Below are 20,765 nucleotides of genomic sequence, written 5' to 3'. Positions count from 1 at the left end.
TGCTAATTGACAAAAAAAACTTTAGAAAATCAAAATTTTCAAACTTTAACTTATTAACTAAAAAAGGGTGTGAAATTGTTAATAAATAGTGTTAAAAAACTAACATTAATCAGTAATTAGCACTCATGAAATACTTATATTAGCATGTTTTGAAAAACTCATAAAAATATTAATAGATTATTTATGGCAGAAGGAGAGAAATTGATTCCTATTAACATTGAAGATGAAATGAAATCGGCTTACATTGATTATTCAATGTCAGTCATTGTGTCACGTGCTTTACCAGATGTAAGAGATGGTTTAAAGCCAGTTCACAGGCGTGTACTATATGGTATGCATGAACTTGGAGTAAAAGCAAACAGTGCGCATAAAAAATCTGCAAGAATAGTAGGAGAAGTTTTAGGTAAATATCACCCACACGGTGATACATCAGTGTATGATACTATGGTGCGTATGGCACAAGAGTGGAGCTTACGCTATTTGTTAGTAGATGGCCAAGGAAACTTTGGTTCTATAGATGGCGATAGTCCTGCAGCAATGCGTTATACAGAGGCGCGTATGCAAAAAATATCTGAAGACATGTTGGCAGATATTGAAAAGGAAACTGTAGATCATAAATTAAATTTTGACGATACTTTACAAGAACCAACCGTTTTACCAACAAGAATACCAAACTTATTAGTTAATGGTGCCTCTGGTATTGCCGTTGGTATGGCAACAAATATGCCACCACATAACCTAACCGAAGTTGTTAACGGCACAATAGCATATATTGAAAATAACAACATTGAAATTGATGAGCTCATGCAGCACATTAAAGCTCCCGATTTTCCAACCGGTGGTACCATTTATGGTTATGATGGCGTAAAAGAAGCTTTCCTCACCGGTAGAGGTCGTATTGTAATGCGCGGAAAAGCAAACATTGAAGAGGTAAACGGACGTGAGTGTATTGTGGTTAATGAAATACCTTACCAAGTTAATAAGGCAGACATGATTAAAAAAACGGCCGACCTTGTTAATGATAAAAAGCTAGAAGGTATAGCAACTATTAGAGATGAATCTGATAGAAAAGGTATGCGTATTGTATACGTTTTAAAGCGTGATGCCATACCAAATATTGTACTAAATAAACTATACAAGTACACAGCATTACAATCATCATTTAGTGTAAATAATATTGCACTTGTAAACGGGCGTCCGCAATTATTAAACTTAAAAGACTTAATACATTATTTTGTAGAACATAGGCACGAAGTAGTTGTTAGAAGAACACAATATGAATTAAGAAAAGCAGAAGAACGCGCACATATTTTAGAAGGTTTAATTATTGCTTCAGATAATATAGATGAAGTTATAGCTTTAATTAGAGCATCATCAAACGCTGAAGAAGCCAGAGAAAAGTTAATGGAGCGCTTTAAACTAACCGAAATACAAGCCAAAGCAATTGTAGAAATGCGTTTGCGCCAGCTTACAGGTTTAGAGCAAGATAAATTACGTGCAGAGTATGACGAACTATTAAAAACTATTGAAGATTTAAAAGATATCCTAGATAAAAAAGAACGTAGAATGGATATCATTAAAGATGAACTTGAAACCGTAAGAGATAAATACGGCGATGAGCGCAGATCTACAATAGAATATGCAGGAGGCGATTTAAGTATAGAAGATATGATACCAAATGAAAAAGTGGTTATTACCATTTCGCATGCTGGTTATATCAAACGCACATCGTTAACGGAATACAAAACGCAAAACAGAGGTGGTGTTGGCCAAAAAGCGTCAACCACCAGAAATGAAGATTTCCTAGAGCATTTATTTGTTGGTACAAACCACCAATACATGTTATTCTTTACTCAAAAAGGAAAATGTTTCTGGATGCGTGTTTATGAAATTCCAGAAGGCAGCAAAACATCCAAAGGGAGAGCAATTCAAAATCTTATAAATATTGAGCAAGATGATAAAGTAAAAGCGTTCATTTGTACTCAAGATTTAAAAGATGAAGAATACATAAACAGTCACTTTGTAATAATGGCAACCAAAAATGGGCAAGTTAAAAAAACAGCGCTAGAGCAGTATTCACGCCCAAGAACAAATGGTATAAACGCCATTACAATTAAAGAAGAAGATGAGCTTCTAGAAGCTAAACTTACTACTGGCGATAGCCAAGTAATGTTAGCATTAAAATCTGGTAAAGCCATAAGGTTTGAAGAGGCTAAAACCAGACCAATGGGCCGTAATGCATCAGGTGTAAGAGGTATTACCCTTGCACATGATAAAGACGAAGTAATTGGTATGGTAACAATCAATAATCCGCAAGAAGAAACTGTTTTAGTGGTTTCTGAAAATGGATACGGAAAACGTACTTTTATCGATGATCCAGAAGATGGAGAAGCTGTTTACCGAATTACCAATAGAGGTGGTAAAGGTGTTAAAACCATTTCTGTTACAGAAAAAACAGGAAGTTTAGTAGCTATTAAAACTGTTACAGATAATGACGATTTAATGATTATTAACAAATCTGGAATTGCCATTAGATTAGAAATAGCCAATTTAAGAACCATGGGTAGAGCTACCCAAGGGGTGAAATTAATAAACTTAAAAGGAAACGATTCTATTGCCGCTGTAGCAAAAGTAATGCATGATGAAGATGATGTTGAAAACGCTGAAGGTGCTGAAAACACTGATGTTACCAATGATGGCACAACTATTGATAATACTAATAACGATAACACTGATAATTAATAAATAATATTTTTAAAAATGAAGAAACAAACTCTTGTAGCTTTATCTTTAGCAATTTGCAGCTTTTCATTTGCTCAAAAAAAAGAATTAAAAGCAGCAGAAAAAGCTATTAAAAGTAACAATTTTGCAGAAGCTAAAACTGTAATTAATCAAGCAGAATCATTAATGTCTGCAATGGATGACAAGTTAAAAGACAAATTTTACTATTTAAAAGGGCAAGCATTATATGCAAATGGCGCCGCTAGTTTAGCAGATTTTGATGCAGCTCTAGAAAACCTTAGTAATGTAAAAACAGCTTACCCTGGTGAAATTGCTAAATTAAAACAAGACATTACAAACGCTTTACTACAAAAAGGTAATGGGTTTTATGAGAAGAATGATTTTTCTTCAGCCTCAAAATATTTTGAAAGAGCTTACAATGTAACAAAAAAAGATACAGCATATTTATATTACGCAGCTGCTACAGCGGTTAATGTAAAAGAATATGATAGAGCTTTAAATTTATATGAGCAATTAAGAGATTTAGGGTATACAGGTATTGGTACGCAATATTATGCTGTAAACAAAACTACTCAAGAAGAAGAAGTTTTTCAAAGTAAAGAATTACGTGATTTATCTGTAAAATCAGCTAAAACACACATTAAGCCTTTTGAAAAAACAACTGAGTCTAAAAAACCAGAAATTGTAAAAAACATAGCATTAATTTATGTGAGTAACGGTGATGATGAAAAAGCATTACAAGCTATGAAAGATGCAAGAGCCGAAAGTCCTGATGATATTAACCTATTATTGTCTGAGGCTAACGTACATTTTAAAATGGGAAATACTGAAGAGTTTAAAAAGCTTTTAGAGCAAGCAACTCAAATGGACCCTGATAATGCTGAGTTACAATATAACTTAGGGGTTATAGCTTCAGAATCTGGAGATAATGATGCTGCTAAAGCTTACTATGAAAAAGCCATAGAGTTAGACCCAAGTTACAGTAATGCTTACATTAACTTATCTGCTTTAATTTTAGGTAAAGAAGAAGGTATTATTAAAGAAATGAACGGTTTAGGAAGTTCTGCTGCCGATGATAAACGTTATGATGAATTAAGAGAAGAAAGACAAAATTTATACAGAGAAGCTGTTCCTTATTTAACAAAAGCGTTAGAAATGGATGCTGAAAATCTTAATGCAGCAAAAACACTTATGAATATTTATAGTATTTTAGGTGAAACCGCTAAGCAAAAAGAAATGAAAGAAATTGTAGATACTATTGAGTCTGGAAACTAATAACAGTTTCTTTTAAAACATAAAAAAAGCCGCTTTTAAAGAAAGCGGCTTTTTTATTATATAATCTTTTTTATTACTCTAAGTTTGTGTGTGTGTGCACGTTTATCAACGTTATAAATACCAGAATGATCTAATCGGTCTATTCTAACTTTACCGTGCGCATGAATAATGTAATTATCTTTCATAATAATGCCTACATGGGTAATTAAACCTTCACTATTATCAAAAAAAGCTAAATCTCCAGGTTCACTTTCTTCAATAAAACTTAAGGCTTCACCTTGAGTGGCTTGTTGCGATGCGTCTCTTAAAAGTTTATAACCATTTAGTTTATAAACCATTTGAGTAAACCCAGAGCAATCTATACCAAAGGGAGTTTTACCACCCCATAAATACGGGGCATTTAAGTAAGAAAAAGCGGTTTTAATTATATTTTCTTTAGATATTTCGCCTTCTGTGGTATTACCATCATAAGTATGATTTAGTAATTGTAAACCATTTAAGCAAGAACCTAATAAAACCGGGTGAAGTTGGTTGTTAGTGTCTTGTACAAACTCAACCAAATCTAATGATAGTTTTAAGGTTTGGCTTTGTAATTGCTTGTAGTTTTCCTCTAAAATTTCAATGTATTGCTTGTTGTCTATCCAACCTTCATAAGCATCAAAATCTAAGCGTATTTTACTCCAATGTTTTCGTTGTTCTAATACTTTAAAAAAATCACCATAAAGTACTTGAGTAACAAGTTCACTGGTATCGGCAGGCTCATTTCTTAAAGGAACAACGCTTAAACTACAAATTCCGTACTGCATTAAATTGTATTAATTTCTTTCTAAAACAATAGCAGAAGCACCACCGCCACCATTACAAATAGCTGCAGCTCCTAATGTTGCGTTATTTTGTTCTAAAACGTTTAATAATGTAACTATAATTCTGGCACCAGAACATCCTAACGGATGCCCTAATGAAACAGCGCCACCATTTACATTTACATTGCTATCATTTAATCCTAAAATTTTCATATTGGCAAGCCCTACAACCGAAAAAGCTTCGTTAAACTCAAAGAACTCAATATCTTCAATTTTAACGTTGGCTTTATCTAATGCTTTTGGTAATGCTTTTGCGGGAGCCGTTGTAAACCATTCAGGTTCATGTGCAGCATCGGCATAACTTTTAATGGTAGCTAATGGTTTTAAACCAAGCTCTAAAGCTTTTTCTTTACTCATTAAAACCAATGCAGCAGCACCATCATTTATTGTTGAAGCATTAGCGGCGGTTACAGTGCCATCTTTTGTAAAGGCAGGACGTAAATTAGGTATTTTTTCAATTTTAACATTTGTGTATTCTTCATCTTTAGATACAACAATAGCATCACCACGACGTTGAGGCACTTCAACAGAAACTACTTCATTGTTAAATTTACCTGCATCCCAAGCGGCTGCAGATCTTTGGTATGATTGAATAGCAAATGTATCTTGGTCTTCTCTTGAGAAATTATATTCGGTAGCGCAAGCATCGGCACATACACCCATAGCATTTTGGTCGTAAGCATCAACTAAACCATCTTTTTGCATACCATCAATTAATGCTGTTGTGCCAAATTTAGTGCCAGTACGTGCGTACAAATAGTGTGGTATTAAGCTCATGTTTTCCATACCGCCAGCAACAATAATATTGGCGTCACCAAGTGCAATGGCTTGTGCAGCTTGCATAACAGTTTTCATGCCAGAAGCACAAACTTTGTTTACTGTAGTACAAGGTACAGTATTTGGTATGCCGGCATAAATAGCGGCTTGTCTTGCGGGAGCTTGCCCTGTACCAGCTTGTACAACGTTACCCATTATAACTTCTTCAACCATTTCTGGTTTTAAGCTTATTTTATTTAAAGCGCCTTGTATGGCAATAGCTCCTAATTTAGGGGCAGGAATTGTAGATAGTGCACCTAAAAAACTACCTATTGGTGTTCTAGCTGCTGAAACAATTACGACTTCTTTACCCATTTTTTTGAAAATTTGAAATAATTGCAACGAAAATAATCAATTTTTAATAGATTTTAGTACGTTTCTATTATTATAAAAAACTAAAAACACAATAATTTACTACATTTGAAACGGATACTATTTTTTAAAGTGAAAACTAATAGGTTATAACAGGTTGTTGCTTATAGTCTTTACTTTAATGAATTGCACAATTTAAATTTATATCACTTTTTAATGAAAGACTTTATAAACAAACTATATAAAAACCACTCATTAATTTATAAATGTCTTCTATTTGTATCTACCACATTTTTAATAGTATACTTGTTTCCAAAAAGTGGAAAATTTAAGTATGATTTTGAAAATGGAAAACCATGGCAATCTGAAAATTTATTAGCACCTTTTGATTTTGCAATTAAAAAAACAGATGAAGAGATAAGCACCGAAAAACAGTTTTTAACCAGCAGTGTAGCACTATATTTTAATATTGATAACACTGTAAAACCACGCGTAAACAAAGCTTTTAATGATGGATTTAAAGTTGTGTTTAAAGATACTATAAACCCCAGTACATTAACGCAATTACGTAAAGTTGGTACAAATGTTTTAAACAAGCTTTATGCCTTTGGTATTTTAAGCGAAAATCATGATTTTAAAGCCGATAGGGCCGTTGTTATTTTAGATAATAGAACCAAAAAGCAAGATGCTTTTTATTCAAACTTAGTTCAGCAAAATCAAGTGTCAAGCATTATAGATAATGCCTTAAAAAATGCCTCGTTAACACAATACAAACCTCAAATAACATCGTTGTTTTTTGATATTATTACACCCAATTTAACCTATAATAAATCGTTAACCGATAAAGCTATTGAAGAGGCTTTAAGTAAAATGTCTTACACCCGTGGTGGTGTAGAAAAAGGTACTTTAATTGTTTCAAAAGGTGAAGTTGTTGAAGGCGATAAATACCAGAAATTAAAATCATTACAATCTGAATACGAATCACAAGTTTGGAATGATTCAAACTACAATTGGGTGCTATTTGCCTATGCATTATTAGTGTCATTGGTCATGCTGATGCTATTATTGTTTTTAAGAAAATACCGAAATAAAGTTTATGAAAACAACACCAAAGTAACCTTTATTTTCTTTAACGTAGCGTTACTTATTTTTATAACCACTTTGGTAGTAAATTACAATTCCAAGTTTATTTATGTGGTGCCCATTTGTGTATTACCACTAATATTAAAAGCTTTTTTTGATGCTAGATTGGGCTTGTTTACACATGTGCTTACAGTTTTACTTTTAGGGTTTATAGTGCCTAATAGTTATGAGTATATGTTTTTACAAATAATAACAGGTATTGTAACCATTTTAACAGTATCTGAACTGTATAAGCGTGCCAATTTATTCATATCTGTAGGGCAAATAACCCTAATTTACATTATAGCCTATTTTGCTTTTATTGTAATACATCAAGGCAGTGTAGATTCTATTCAATGGGAAACATTTATATGGTTTATATTATGTGGTTTAGCTACACTTTTTGTACAACCATTAATTTATGCTTATGAAAAACTATTCGGTTTAGTGTCCGATGTTTCTTTGTTAGAGTTATCCGATACGAATTCAAAGTTATTAAAAGAATTATCAAATAAAGCACCAGGTACATTTCATCATTCATTAAATGTAGCGAATTTAGCAGAAGCTTCAGCCAATGAAATAGGAGCTAACGCCATGTTGGTGCGCGTAGGTGCTTTGTATCATGATATTGGTAAAATGAAAAGCCCTACGTATTTTACTGAAAACCAATCTACCGGAATTAATCCACATGACGAGCTTTCAGCAAAAGAAAGTGCCAAAATTATTGTAAACCACGTAATTGATGGTATTGAAATTGCAAGAAAATATAAGCTACCAGATAGGGTAATAGATTTTATACGTACACACCACGGTACCAGTGTAGTATATTATTTTTATATGAAGGAAAAAGAAGATTATGAAGTTGTAGATAAAAAAGATTTTAGTTACCCAGGCCCAAGACCATTTAGTAAAGAAACCGCAATTTTAATGATGTGTGATAGTATTGAGGCGGCTTCAAAAAGTTTAAAAGAGCCTACATCAACAAAAATAGATGCCTTTGTTGAAAATATTATAAATAAGCAGGTAGAAGAAGAGCAATTTTTAAATGCAAACATTACTTTTAAAGAAATTCAATCAATAAAAAAAGTGCTAAAACAAAAGCTAGCAAACATTTACCATTTAAGAATAGAATATCCTGAATAATTTTTTTGAAAAAAATGAAAAAATAGTTGCGTGCTTGTTAAGTAAAAGTTACATTTGCAACCGCAATTTTAAATTGCTAACGTTCATAAATGAATATAATAGGAGAGGTGCCAGAGTGGTAATGGAGCAGATTGCTAATCTGTCAACGCGTAAGTGTTGCCCGGGTTCGAATCCCGGTCTCTCCGCTTTTTTTAAGATAACCATTTTCGGGGTGTAGCGTAGCCCGGTTATCGCGCCGCGTTTGGGACGCGGAGGTCGCAGGTTCGAATCCTGCCACCCCGACAAAATTAAATACCAATAGAAACTAAAACCTTGTAAGTCATATGATTTACAAGGTTTTATGGTTTTTAGGGGTTCTTATCAATTGAATTAATATGATTTAATTTGGTTAACAATGCGGTTAACAGCTAATTAAATAAAAAAATGTTAACCGAAAAAGTGTTCCTCTAATCTGAAAGCCAACAAATATTAGTGAAATAACCACAGTAATTGCCGATATAATTTCAGCTATCAAAGCATATTCTTGGAGTATTATAGTCATAACTATATAACTTTTTGTGTTATTGTATTTGCGTGTTGTTTATAATTCATTATATAGCCAAACATTTCCATATAATTACAGTAATACTTATAGCTTAAATTATAACAGCAGGTTTAAAAGTTTAATAGACAAAATAAAAGGAAAGCTATTAAAATATGAGGTATATGCCATTGGCGGACACCTCATATTTTAAAAATCAATTTATCTTTTTACATTCATATATACCTGATGGCGTTTTATATTTTAATCCTGTGACCACGCCGTTCTCCTTTAAAAACTCAACCTGCATATCATTAAACTTTTCAATTTTAAAGATGTTTTTTTTGTAAGGTATTAAAACATCATCTGTTGTTCCTAAAGCTGTCAGTTTTCCATCTCTAAGTATTATTTCAAATTCTGTACCTGCAATTTGATATTTACCAGTGTATTGTTCTAATATCTTGGGGTCTTTTAATGTATCACCTGGCTTTTTAATAAATTTAACTTGTCCTTCGTCTAAAGAAACAACAGCAGAACCTATGTCTCCTTGCGGTGTTATTTCAAAGTTTAAACTCCATTTTCCAAAGTCTTCATCATCAGGAGTGTCAAACCTGTTATAGTGATAATGAGACAGAGGTAAAACAGTTCTTCTAAAATTAAAAAATAAGGAATCATTTTTATGTTCAATGGTAAATGCTCCGTAAGCATCATTCGAGTAAGCTCCCGCATATTCTTGTAATTGATGTGTTGGAGAGGTTCCTTCTACCTGATCAAACCCAGATTGACTTCTGGCAGTTTTAGAGATGTTTTTACCTTCTAAATAATAAGCTAACCTTCTTCCATTCCAGTCAGTTTGTTCAAGATTTAGTAATCTATCCACTACATTATACATGATTATATCTCTTAAAGCAGCGCCCTGATCACCAATAACAAAAGTAACAATACCAATATGATCATAAGGCAGAATAGCCACCTGTGAGTGAAAACCGGGCATATTGCCACCATGTTTTGTTAGTACATTTCCTTTATAAATTTCAATTTCTCGGGCCATACAATATATTGAGTTTAGCCTTTCGTTATATCCTTTTTCTTCAAGTTCTGAATTTCTAAAAGCAATACCTGGTGCTAAGCTTTCCTTAATTATTTTAGAGGGAATTATTTCTTTACCATTGTATTTACCTTCATTTATAAGGGCAAGTACCCAATGAGACATGTCGTTCAGGTTTGAAATCATAGAACCTGCAGGTCCAATACCTGCGCCATCTTCTTTAAGAGGTATTTTATAAAGTAGTGTTGTATCGCGTTTTTCATTATAAGGAACGCCATAATCATTTGTTTTTTGCATCTTGGCAATTGAGAAAACTGTATTATTCATTTGAAGAGGTGATAATAAGTTTTCAGTTACAAAATCTTCCCAGGTTTTTCCTGTTCTTAATTCAATTGAGTATCCTACAGCCGAGTACATCAAATTGTTATAAATAAAGCTTTGGCGTAAAGGTTTTGATGGCTCCAAAAACTTAATTTTTTCAAAAAGTTCTTTTCGTGTAAAGTCTGATTGAAACCAAATCATATCATGTCTTGAAATACCTGTTTTATGACCTAACATATCTCTTAAAGTAACCTGATTATTTAATTGATTATTATAAAATTCCAATTCCGGTACAGATTCTTTCATGGGTTTATCCCAGGTAAAAAGGCCTTTTTCAACTAATAATCCGGCGGCAACAGTTGTAAAAAGTTTAGTGTTTGATGCAATTTGGAATAAAGTGTTTTCTGTTACTGGCAATTTATTCCCATAGTCCCTGTAACCAAAACCTTTTTTGTAAATAACTTTATTCTTATATACTATGGCTACACCAGCTCCGGGTTCATTCCAATCTTTAAGAACTTTAGAGACATATGCGTCAAATCCATGTAAAGATTTTTTAATATTGATGTCTTGAGCATGAATGTTTTGCATTAATAAAAACAAGATAGATACAATGAATGGTTTCATAAGTATGCTCTTTTTTGGTTTGTAATCTTTCATAAGCTGTTATTTAGTTAAATTTCACTTTAAAAATAGGTAGGTTTAATACTCCAAAAAGAACCTTTATTAGCACACACAGAAACCATAAAATTCAAGGAAACTATACCATGAATTCTATAAGGTATTTATACGTTCAAAATCGAGTAAAAATATCCCCAATAGGGGCATCAATAAAAGTGCTATGGTATTAATTAATAAGGAAGAGTTTAAATATACAATTAAAACATAAGCAAACAAATAAAATATTGATTTTTAGTAGTTTATATTGTTCTAGTATGGTTAACGTTTAATTTTTATTGGGGTTTAACACTTAATTTAGCAAGGGCACCAAACTGAAAAACCTCAAGAATTTTCAAAAGTGGCCGAATACAAACAGATTTTTATAAGTCAATAATTACAAAAGCGTTAGTGCTGCATTTTATTCTGAAAGTAAAGTTGGGTCTATGAAAAATCTTAAATTTAATTTGAATAGTTAGGAATCCTCACTATATTTGCTAAGCAATAATGCATTAACAATTTAAATTTAATCAGAAAATGAGCAAATCAATTTTTTATCACGCAGGTTGTCCAGTTTGTGTAAGTGCAGAACAGGACATAGTAAACTTAATTGGAGCTAACAACGTGGAAGTCGTTCACATTGGCGAGGACAGGTCTAGAATTTCCGAAGCTGAAAACGCAGGTGTGGAATCTGTTCCGGCTTTGGTAACACCAAATGGAAATACCCTTCACATCAACTTTGGTGCATCAATGACAGATGTAAAAGGCTAATTTTTTAAACCACATAGTTAGGATTCCTTATTTTATATTGGAATCCTAACTTAAAAAATCTAAAATTATGAAAACAATACTATTATTATTTTCGGCAACAATACTTTTGAGCACTACAAAGGCGTGTGCACAGGAAAACAGATATAAAAATGACGACTTCGCCATAAAAGAAGTTCGTGTAACGAACAAATCTGACTTGGGAATAACCATTTGGGAAATGGACGTCAACGGAACGGCAGGAAAAACAACGCCTGAAAAAGCAGGACAATTAGATGGTGCGCCAGTTTTGGGTTATGTGTTCCCTACTAGTTTAAACCCAACAGACGTAGGTTTTGGTAAAACCGATGGTATTGTTGCACTTGCACTGACATCGCATCCCGATTTTGACGATACACCACTTTGGGATGAGAACAACGACAGAATTTTTAATAATGACGGCCTTGTTTGGCATCCACATTGGGTGGTCTTGACCAAAGATGAAAGAGTCACAGGTGGACTTTCGGTAAAACAATTTAAAAAAACAGACAAAACCGTAGTATTGCCACCAACCAACCCAGGAATGCCCATGTATATGGATTCACCAGGATTTCCTGTAACCACAATGGCAAATACCATAAAAGTCATTGTTCCAAATTACAGAATGAATAATCAATCAAATTTTAACTATGATGGTGTTACAGCATTTATGAAAGTGAACACGAGCAAAGAGAATATGCCAATGTTGGGCGTTTACGAAGTGTATGGTATTGCAAGTGGTGATTTATCGTTGCCTTACACCGTTAAAAACAATAAAATGAAAGTTTCAGTTTGGGATACTTACGTTCAGCGAGAAGACGGCAAAGTAATGCATTTTGACATTCTCGTACCAAATGAAATTACTGATGAAGAAACCATTTTTGGTTTCGGAAAGCAATATCTAAAAGCAAAACCGTTCACCACAAAGGATCTAACAGCAAAAGAATGCAGGTTTTGTCATATAGAAAAAGCTACCAAACAGATAATTTCATCTATTGAAAATGTGGGCTTTCAAATCATTGAAATGGAAAATTGCGATTAATCTAATTAGGATTACTAACTTTGTCCCGTTAAACAAACGGGACTTTTTTTATGGATAACAGCTTATTTAACCCAAAACAACAGGAAATAGATACGTCTAGCAAAATCGTTACAGGATTGGAACGAATTTCAGAAGTGTTTAAGGTGTTGTTGTGGGAAAAAGCTAAATTGGTAGGCTTAAGCCCAATTCAAATTCAAATACTAATTTTCATAGCATTCCACAAACAGGAATTGTGTAATGTAAGTCATTTAGCCAAAGAGTTTAATGTTACCAAGCCAACTATTAGCGATGCGGTTAGGGTTTTGGACAAAAAAGGAATGGTTTCAAAAGACTTTTCATCTTCGGATAGCCGAAGCTACTCACTACAGCTGACCGAAATGGGAAAAAAATTGGTAACAGAAACAAATGATTTTGCTGAACCTCTCAAAAAGCAGATAGACAAATTCAATGAAAACGAATTGAAAAGTCTGTTTAATACAATAAGCCAACTTATTTATAAACTAAATAGAAGTGGTATTTTGACCGTACAACGTACTTGTTATGGATGCACATTTTATCAAAAAAATAACGGAACAGATTACTGTAACCTACTTCAAAAAGAATTAAAAACCACTGAAATACGATTGGATTGCCCCGAATTTGAAGAGAAGGCTAGTGGTTAACATTGTGTAAAAATATCCCCAATAGGGCATCAATAAAACTGCTACGGTATTAATCATTTGTTGCACATTTCAAACCAAAAAACAATATTAGGTTACAAAAACTTAAACTAAATTAGCAACACAAAAATTAAACTAAACAAATGAAACTTAAACACGTTATTTTACTAATTGTATTAATTTCAATAAATACAGCTTGCAACGCTTTGCCTAAGAAAAAAATTAAAGTCTTAATAATTGATGGTCAAAACAATCATGCGGTATGGCCAAAATCTACCATTATGATGAAGCAGTATTTAGAAGAAACCAACCTGTTTAAAGTTGATATTGCAAGAACTGAGTTTTTATGGAAAAGTACCAGAGAGGCAAAGTACTTACCTTTAGCAAAAGCAGGTGAAGGTGTTGAAACTGAAAAAGCTAAAACAGATCCCAATTTTAAACCAAATTTTTCAAAATATGATGTGGTCATTTCAAATTTTGGATGGCGTACAGCACCTTGGCCCGACGCTACAAAAAAAGCGTTTGAAACTTATTTAAAAAACGGTGGTGGATTTGTAACTGTGCATGCCGCCGATAATTGTTTTCCAGAATGGAAAGCGTACAATAAAGCCATAGGTATTGGTGGTTGGGATAGAAACAAAAAACATGGCCCATATTTATATGTAAATGAAGCGGGTGAAGTTGTTAAAGATTCTATTTCTGAAGGTTATGGCGGAGCGCATGGTAAAGCTGAAGAATTTTTAGTGAGTATGTACAATACTGAACACCCAATAACCAATGGTTTACCTAAAACTTGGATGCATGCCTTTGATGAGTGTTATGCTAAACTTAGAGGTCCTGCTGAAAATGTTACCATTCTTGGTACGGCCATAAGTACAAAATCTAATAGAGCAGAACCTATGCTTATGACTATTGATTATCACAAAGGGCGCGTATTTCACACCACATTGGGGCATGATACCAAAGCATTTGAATGTGTAGGCTTTATTACAACCTTGTTAAGAGGAACAGAGTGGGCAGCTACAGGAGAAGTAACCATTGCAATTCCTGAAGATTTTCCAACACCTGAAAAAGTATCTACTAGAGTATTTAAACTGAAGCAATAGGAATACGCCTATAGGCTTTTCGGTATTTTGAAGGAGACATACCCATGTGTTTTTGAAATTGTCTGTGGAAAAAAGAAAGGTTATTAAACCCAGAGCTATAACCAACTTCAGATACAGATAAATCTGTTTCAATAAGAAGTTTACTGGCAATGGCCACTTTATATTCGTTTAAGTAACTTGAAAACGTTTTATCAAAAGTCTTTTTAAAAAACCTACAAAACGCTTCTTTACTAATAGACAGTAAACCAGATAATTCTTCTAAAGAATGGCTGTTATGAATATTATCACGTATATAGCTATTTATTAAATTAACTCTATGGCTTTCTTTAGAAGAAAGGTTTTTTTCAAAACCTTGTCCTGCCAATAAAGTAGTTTTTGCCTTTGTGGTTAATATATTTAAAATCTGTAAAAAAGTAATTAGTTTTTCTAAAGAATCTTGGTAACTAAGTTTTAAAAACAAAGGCTCTAAAGCCCTAGCCGTATGATAATCAAAAGAAACTCCTCGAAACGATTGTTTTAATAATTGCTTTACGCCAATGAATTCTGGTTTATGTAGCCAATCTTTTAAAAGTGATTCATCCCATTGTACAATTACACATTTAACATTTTCACTTTTAGAATCTATAGTTTTCCATGAATGCGGCAAATTTTTACCCACCAATACTAAATCTCCACTTTCAAAAGTCTCCATAGAATCACCTACATACCTAATACCTGTACTTTGTATCATATAGGTAAGCTCATATTGCGGATGAAAATGCCAAAGCGGTTCAAAGGCTTTTTCTTCAAATACTTTTACTTTTAAAGAACTTCCAGGAGTTGCAGTAACTTCTTTTAACTGTGCTTTCATTCAACATTTTTAGAATAATAAATATATTAAATTTTAACAATATATAAAATAGCAAGTTGAAAATGTCAAAATAGTGTACAACTACTGTAAAATCATGTATAATTTACACTTATTAATTTATGATATTTGTATAAATACAATTTTAGTGAAAAACTTAATAGCACTTACTTGTTTCTTCAGCCTTTCATTTTACATGTGGGCGCAAAACCCAATTATTACAGACATATATACTGCCGACCCAACGGCAAGAGTATATAATAATAAATTATATATATATCCATCTCATGATGTGGTAAAAGATTCAACATGGGAAAAAATTGGTGCTCTAAAAGAAAGCCACGGTCATGTAATGACCGATTATCATGCATTTTCTACTGAAGACATGGTGGATTTTAAAAACCACGGCGTAATTGTTGCTCAAAATGATGTTCCTTGGGGGTTAAAAAATGGATATGGAATGTGGGCTCCTTGTATTACTTATAAAGACGGAGCTTACTATTATTATTTTCCTAATGTACCTGCTGATAATAGTGGTTTTCGTCAGATTGGATTAGCTATAGCAACGAAACCAGAAGGTCCGTTTAAAATTGAACCTAATTACATAAAAGGTTTAAAAGGTATAGACCCAAACCCTTTTATAGATGATGACGGACAAGCATATATGTATTGGGGTGGTGGAAAAGGCAACTCATTAAAAGTGGTGAAACTTTCTGATGATATGAAGTCTGTAAAAGGTAAAGTTATGGCTATTGAAAATTTACCTCAAGAATATAAAGAAGGTCCATTTATGTTAAAAAGAAATGGAATATATTACCTAACCTTTCCGCTTAATTACGATGTTAATAAGAGTACAGAAGAAATAGCTTATGCCATCGGAGACAACCCATTAGGCCCTTTTGAATTTAAGGGCACTATTATGGATAGGTTTGAAGATCAGTGGACCAATCATCATTCTATAGTTAAATATAAAGGTCAATGGTATTTTTTTTATCATTATAACCACATCTCAAAAGCAGGAAACTTAAGGTCAGTTGCGGTAGACTCTTTATTTTTTAATGCGGACGGAACAATTAAAAAGGTCAAACCAACCTTGCGAGGGGTTGGTATTCAACCAGCTTTAAAAACAATACAATTAGATCGTTATAGTAAAATTAATAATGCTCAGGTAGATTTTACCAAAAAAGTGGGTATTCCAGAATGGAAAATAACTAAGGTAAAACCTAACGCTTCAGTTACTTATAACACAGTTAAATTTGATAATAATACACATAGTGTAGCACTTAAAGTTTTGAGCAATACTAATTCTGCAATTATTGAACTTAGAGAGAACTCAGTTAATGGAAAGTTAATTGCCAAAATCCCTATTAAAAACACTAAAAATCAATGGGAAATAATTGAAACTAAAACTAAATATAAGCCTAAAGGTATAATCAACATTGTTTGTCTGTTTAAAACTGATAGAGATGATGTTATCGAATTAGACTGGATAAAATTTAAGAATAAGAAGTAAAACTAAATAAAAAGAATTATTTAAATAATTTAAAATGAAAGACCTAAAAATAAGTGACGCCAAAATTTACAAAGCGGCAACAACTTTAAAAAAACCAATATCAGACGCTACACATACCTTAACTGAAATTTCATTTTTAGTATTAAGAATTAAGTTAGAAAATGGGGTTGTTGGAGAATCTTATTTATTATCATTTCAATATTCTCCTAACGCCATAGTAGGCGCATTAAAAGATGCTATACCACATATTATTGGGCATAAAACCAATGAAATGGGCTTGGTGTATGATAAACTAGACCATTTAGGAGAATATTTTGGAAACCAAGGCATTAACCGTTGGGCACAAGCCGCTGTAAATATTGCTATGTGGGACGCCTGGGGAAAAACTTTAGGGCAACCAGTACACGAGATATTAGGAGTGTGTAAAGAAAAAGTATCCATTTATGGTAGTGGCGGATGGATTTCTTACACCATTGATGAACTTATTGAAGAAGTAACCGATTACGCCAACAGAGGTTTTAAAGCCGTTAAAATAAAAGTAGGTTCGTCAAAAGTAAGTACAGATGTTGAGCGTTTGCGCTTAGTTCGTGAAGCTGTAGGTGATAAGGTAGATATTATGATGGATGCTAACCAGGGTATGGATTTACCATCGGCCATGAAATTATCACGTCAAGCAAAAGAATTAAATATCAATTGGTTTGAAGAACCTGTTAATCATCAAAATTTTCAAGCCTTTGAAATATTAAAAAATCAGGCCGGAATTTCTTTAGCTATGGGAGAACGTGAATATGATACCTTACCATTAAGAGAATTGGCTAGTAGAAATGCTTTAGATATTTGGCAACCAGATATTTTAAGAATTGGTGGTGTTGAAAAATGGCGTGAAAGTGCCGCATTAGCACAAAGCTTCAATTTACCTGTATTACCACACTATTATAAAGATTATGATGTGCCATTGTTATGCACTATTTCTAACGGTGTTGGCGCAGAATCGTTTGATTGGGTAGACCCATTAATTGATAATCCTATGGTGATTCAAGATGGTTATGCTAAACCTCATAATTTACCGGGTTGGGGCTTCAATTTTATTGATGATACATTAACCGAAATTAAGCTGTAATGAGTCTAAACGTTTTTTCTTTAAAAAATAAACTAGCTCTTGTAACCGGTGGAGGTACAGGCATTGGTCTAGGTATTGCCAAAGCATTTGTTCAAGCAGGGGCAAAAGTGGTTATAACGGGTAGAAGAGAAGCTGTGCTACAAGAGGCAATTAAAGAACTTGGAGATAATGCTTTTTATAGAGTAAATGATATTACAGATAGAGCATCAATCCCAGTCTTAGTTGAAGATATTGAAAACAATATTGGTGGTATTGATATTTTAGTAAACAATGCTGGAATTCACCATAAAGCTTGGGCTCAAGACACCACAGATGAAGATTTTGAGCGCGTCATTCAAACCAACTTAATAAGCGTATTTGCGCTTACCCGAGAATGCGCAAAAAAAATGATAGAACGTAAAAGCGGATCTATAATTATGATAGGTTCAATGGCTGGTTTGTTTGGTATAGATAGAGTTATAGCTTACAGCGCATCTAAAACGGCTTTAACAGGTCTTGTTAACAGCTTAACTACTGAATACGCCAAAGATAATGTACGTGTAAACGCTATAGCTCCAGGCTGGATAACGTCTAATATGTTTTTAAATGCAGTTAACAAAGATCAAGCACGAAAACAACAAATAACCAATAGAATTGCCATGGATCATTTTGGAACCACAGAAGATATTGGTAATGCAGCAGTATTTTTAAGTTCAAAAGGCGCTAAATATATCACCGGCGTTATTTTACCAGTTGATGGCGGTGCAACCGTAAACTTTTAACCCACAAAGTGGGATTTTGTATCTCACTCAAATGAAAGTAAATTATGAAACCAACATACATAACAGGAGACCACGCAATAAGTCCAGCTTTTAATAATCAAACCCGTTTAGTTTACGGTACATCAGGCTTAGGAGGCGTTTGGGGAAAAGTAGATCAGCGTGATTCTATAGATGCTTTATTATATGCTTTTGAAAATGGAATTTCCGCTCTAGATACTGCGCCTTCTTATGCCAATGCAGAATATTATGTAGGAATGGCATTAAGAGAATGGAAAGGCGCTAAACCTTTTGTAAGCACTAAAATTGGGCGGTTAAAAGGTAAGGATGCTTTTGAAGTGAAACTAGATTATAGTACCGATGGCATGAAGCGTAGTTTAGATAACAGTTTAAAAACTTTAGGGTTAGATAAAATTGATCTGCTTTTTTTACATGAGCCACAGTTAGTACCAATGGAAAATATAGACGAAGTTTTGAATACTTTAAAAGCATTTAAAGCCCAAGGTTTAGTAAGTTCATTAGGTGTAGGTGGAAATCCGTCTGAGGCATTTAAACCATTCATCACTAAAGAAAATTTTGATGTTGTCTCTGGGTTTTTGCATATGGATGCTTGTAATCTTTCAGCTTTTAATGGCGAAATTCAAAGTTATCATGACGAAGGAATAGCATATTATGCAGCTTCTGCTTTGCACTTTTCGCTTTTAGGAAATCGTTTTGAAAAATATAAAACTGAAGGTGTAGATGGAGAATGGATAACTCAATTGGATTTAGAAAATGCAACAAGAGTTAAAGCAGTAGCAGACAAGCATAATATGCCATTAGCAACATTAGCACAACGCTATTTATTTTCAATAAAAGAAGCCGATAGAGTTGTAATGGGAGCAAGAACACCAGAGCAAATTAAAGCAACAGTAGATGATTGGAATGCAGGAAAACTTACTGAAGAATTATTTAACGAAGTAACAGCTTGTATTAAAACTTCAAACTAAATGAAAGCAATACAATTAAAAGAACCGGGCACTTGGAAGCAACTAGATGTTGCGAAACCAAATGATACTTTAACATCAGGAAATGCTTTGGTTAAAGTAAATAAAATTGGTGTTTGTGGAACAGATTTACACGCGTTTAAAGGACAACAACCGTTTTTTAACTACCCAAGAATTTTAGGGCATGAATTAGCCGTTGAAGTAGTTGCCGTAGCAGATGATGTTACAAATGTTTCTGTAGGCGATAAATGCTCTGTAGAGCCTTATTATAATGATATTATTGGTCAAGCAGTTAGAAGAGGAAAGACAAACTGCGGCGAACATTTACAAGTTTTAGGTGTGCATGTTGATGGCGGAATGCAAGAGTATTTTGTGTATCCGGCTAAATTTTTACATGCTACTAATTCGCTATCAGATGATCAATTGGCTATGATAGAACCTTTAGCAATAGGTTGTCATGCCGTTGATAGAGCCGATATTAAAGAAGACGATATTGTTTTGGTAATTGGCGTTGGGCCTATTGGTTTAGGCACCATTCAATTTGCTCAATTAACGGGTGCTCGAGTGATTGCAATGGATGTTGATGATGCTAAACTACAAAAGTGTAAGGACATAACTAAAGTAAAAGATACCATAAATGCTTTAGGAAATGTAGAGGAAGAGTTAGAGGCACTTTTAAAAGGAGATTTACCAACCGTAATTTTAGATGCCACGGGTAATAAAACCTCAATGATGAATACCTTTAAATATGCAGCCGCAGGAGGAACAATAGTCTTTATAGGGTTGTTTATGGGAGATGTTGTTTTTCACGATCCTTCGTTCCATAAAAAAGAATTAACGCTTAAAGCTAGTAGAGCGGCCATGAGTGAAGATTTTGGTAGAATTATCAGGTTAATAGAAGCTGGTAAAATAGATGCTTCGTCATTTATAACACATAGAATACATTTTGATGATGTGCCCACAGAATTTGAAAAACTTTATGAACAAAAAGATTTAATAAAAGCAATTATAGAATTATAAAATTGAAAGCAGTGTCATGCTAAACTCGTTTCAGCATTACATCATTAATAAAAATTTATGATTCTGTAGCAAGTTACTGTTACAAATAAACTTAAAACTAAACTAAAAC

General features: G+C 33.4%; 16 protein-coding genes and 2 tRNA genes. 14 read left to right on the top strand and 4 right to left on the bottom strand.

All coding sequences use genetic code 11. The features are described 5' to 3' along the window. Positions 1-183 precede the first annotated feature (183 nt). Both gyrA and ACXAG4_RS13235 read left to right on the top strand, forming a co-directional pair. Positions 184-2,742 (top strand): DNA gyrase subunit A, encoded by a 2,559-nt coding sequence (gene gyrA / locus ACXAG4_RS13240; RefSeq protein WP_475296558.1) that lies wholly within the window; start codon positions 184-186, stop codon positions 2,740-2,742. Between the two features lie 18 nt (positions 2,743-2,760). Beyond that, complete coding sequence (locus ACXAG4_RS13235) at positions 2,761-4,017, top strand: tetratricopeptide repeat protein (RefSeq protein ID WP_475296557.1); 1,257 nt, start codon at positions 2,761-2,763, stop codon at positions 4,015-4,017. 56 nt (positions 4,018-4,073) lie between these two features. On the opposite strand, the gene ACXAG4_RS13230 is transcribed toward ACXAG4_RS13235, so the two are convergent. After that, positions 4,074-4,823 carry a C40 family peptidase gene (locus ACXAG4_RS13230; protein WP_475296556.1) on the bottom strand — a complete coding sequence of 250 codons (750 nt, stop codon included), beginning with the start codon at positions 4,821-4,823 and terminating at the stop codon, positions 4,074-4,076. Positions 4,824-4,832: 9 nt separating this feature from the next. Beyond that, positions 4,833-6,011: an acetyl-CoA C-acyltransferase gene (locus ACXAG4_RS13225; RefSeq protein ID WP_475296555.1), complete on the bottom strand. Its 1,179-nt coding sequence runs from the start codon at positions 6,009-6,011 to the stop codon at positions 4,833-4,835. Between the two features lie 213 nt (positions 6,012-6,224). Between ACXAG4_RS13225 and ACXAG4_RS13220 the strand changes: the two genes are divergently transcribed. From ACXAG4_RS13220 to ACXAG4_RS13210, 3 genes are all read left to right on the top strand, one after another. After that, on the top strand, positions 6,225-8,273 hold the full coding sequence (locus tag ACXAG4_RS13220; protein ID WP_475296554.1) for an HD family phosphohydrolase: 2,049 nt from the start codon (positions 6,225-6,227) through the stop codon (positions 8,271-8,273). Positions 8,274-8,374: 101 nt separating this feature from the next. Beyond that, positions 8,375-8,458: transfer RNA gene (locus ACXAG4_RS13215), tRNA-Ser, on the top strand. Between the two features lie 22 nt (positions 8,459-8,480). Continuing rightward, positions 8,481-8,555 (top strand) — tRNA-Pro (locus tag ACXAG4_RS13210). A 455-nt stretch (positions 8,556-9,010) separates the two neighbouring features. On the opposite strand, the gene ACXAG4_RS13205 is transcribed toward ACXAG4_RS13210, so the two are convergent. Continuing rightward, on the bottom strand, positions 9,011-10,822 hold the full coding sequence (locus ACXAG4_RS13205) for a serine hydrolase (RefSeq protein WP_475296553.1): 1,812 nt from the start codon (positions 10,820-10,822) through the stop codon (positions 9,011-9,013). Between the two features lie 534 nt (positions 10,823-11,356). Here ACXAG4_RS13205 and ACXAG4_RS13200 point away from each other — a divergent pair. The 4 genes from ACXAG4_RS13200 to ACXAG4_RS13185 all read left to right on the top strand — a co-directional run bounded on the left by ACXAG4_RS13200 (position 11,357) and on the right by ACXAG4_RS13185 (position 14,412). Then, positions 11,357-11,590 (top strand): thioredoxin family protein, encoded by a 234-nt coding sequence (locus ACXAG4_RS13200; protein ID WP_475296552.1) that lies wholly within the window; start codon positions 11,357-11,359, stop codon positions 11,588-11,590. 196 nt (positions 11,591-11,786) lie between these two features. Continuing rightward, positions 11,787-12,647, top strand: a complete 861-nt coding sequence (locus ACXAG4_RS13195; protein WP_475296551.1) for a DUF2024 family protein — start codon at positions 11,787-11,789, stop codon at positions 12,645-12,647. 50 nt (positions 12,648-12,697) lie between these two features. Further along, positions 12,698-13,309, top strand: coding sequence for a MarR family winged helix-turn-helix transcriptional regulator (locus ACXAG4_RS13190; protein ID WP_475296550.1), 612 nt, complete (start codon positions 12,698-12,700; stop codon positions 13,307-13,309). A gap of 140 nt (positions 13,310-13,449) precedes the next feature. After that, complete coding sequence (locus ACXAG4_RS13185) at positions 13,450-14,412, top strand: ThuA domain-containing protein (RefSeq protein ID WP_475296549.1); 963 nt, start codon at positions 13,450-13,452, stop codon at positions 14,410-14,412. Here ACXAG4_RS13185 and ACXAG4_RS13180 read toward each other — a convergent pair. Next, the gene (locus tag ACXAG4_RS13180; protein WP_475296548.1) at positions 14,396-15,262 is read right to left on the bottom strand and encodes an AraC family transcriptional regulator; all 867 of its coding nucleotides are present in this window, start codon (positions 15,260-15,262) and stop codon (positions 14,396-14,398) included. The genes ACXAG4_RS13185 and ACXAG4_RS13180 overlap by 17 nt on opposite strands. Before the next feature lie 73 nt (positions 15,263-15,335). Between ACXAG4_RS13180 and ACXAG4_RS13175 the strand changes: the two genes are divergently transcribed. From ACXAG4_RS13175 to ACXAG4_RS13155, 5 genes are read left to right on the top strand one after another with little or no spacing between them, the layout of a single operon-like run. After that, positions 15,336-16,772, top strand: a complete 1,437-nt coding sequence (locus tag ACXAG4_RS13175; protein WP_475296547.1) for a family 43 glycosylhydrolase — start codon at positions 15,336-15,338, stop codon at positions 16,770-16,772. A 34-nt stretch (positions 16,773-16,806) separates the two neighbouring features. Further along, the gene (locus tag ACXAG4_RS13170) at positions 16,807-17,892 is read left to right on the top strand and encodes a mandelate racemase/muconate lactonizing enzyme family protein (RefSeq protein ID WP_475296546.1); all 1,086 of its coding nucleotides are present in this window, start codon (positions 16,807-16,809) and stop codon (positions 17,890-17,892) included. After that, complete coding sequence (locus ACXAG4_RS13165; RefSeq protein ID WP_475296545.1) at positions 17,892-18,653, top strand: SDR family NAD(P)-dependent oxidoreductase; 762 nt, start codon at positions 17,892-17,894, stop codon at positions 18,651-18,653. The genes ACXAG4_RS13170 and ACXAG4_RS13165 overlap by 1 nt, the downstream gene beginning before the upstream one ends. Before the next feature lie 44 nt (positions 18,654-18,697). After that, entirely contained in the window at positions 18,698-19,639 is a 942-nt protein-coding gene (locus ACXAG4_RS13160; protein ID WP_475296544.1) for an aldo/keto reductase, read from the top strand. Next, positions 19,640-20,656 carry a zinc-binding alcohol dehydrogenase family protein gene (locus ACXAG4_RS13155; protein WP_475296543.1) on the top strand — a complete coding sequence of 339 codons (1,017 nt, stop codon included), beginning with the start codon at positions 19,640-19,642 and terminating at the stop codon, positions 20,654-20,656. It abuts the gene before it with no gap. Positions 20,657-20,765 lie beyond the last annotated feature (109 nt).

It is taken from the genome of Seonamhaeicola sp. ABD4_175 (genome assembly GCF_056160885.1).
The sequence above is the reverse complement of the archived record's forward strand: the minus strand, read 5'-3'. Positions and strand labels throughout refer to the sequence as shown.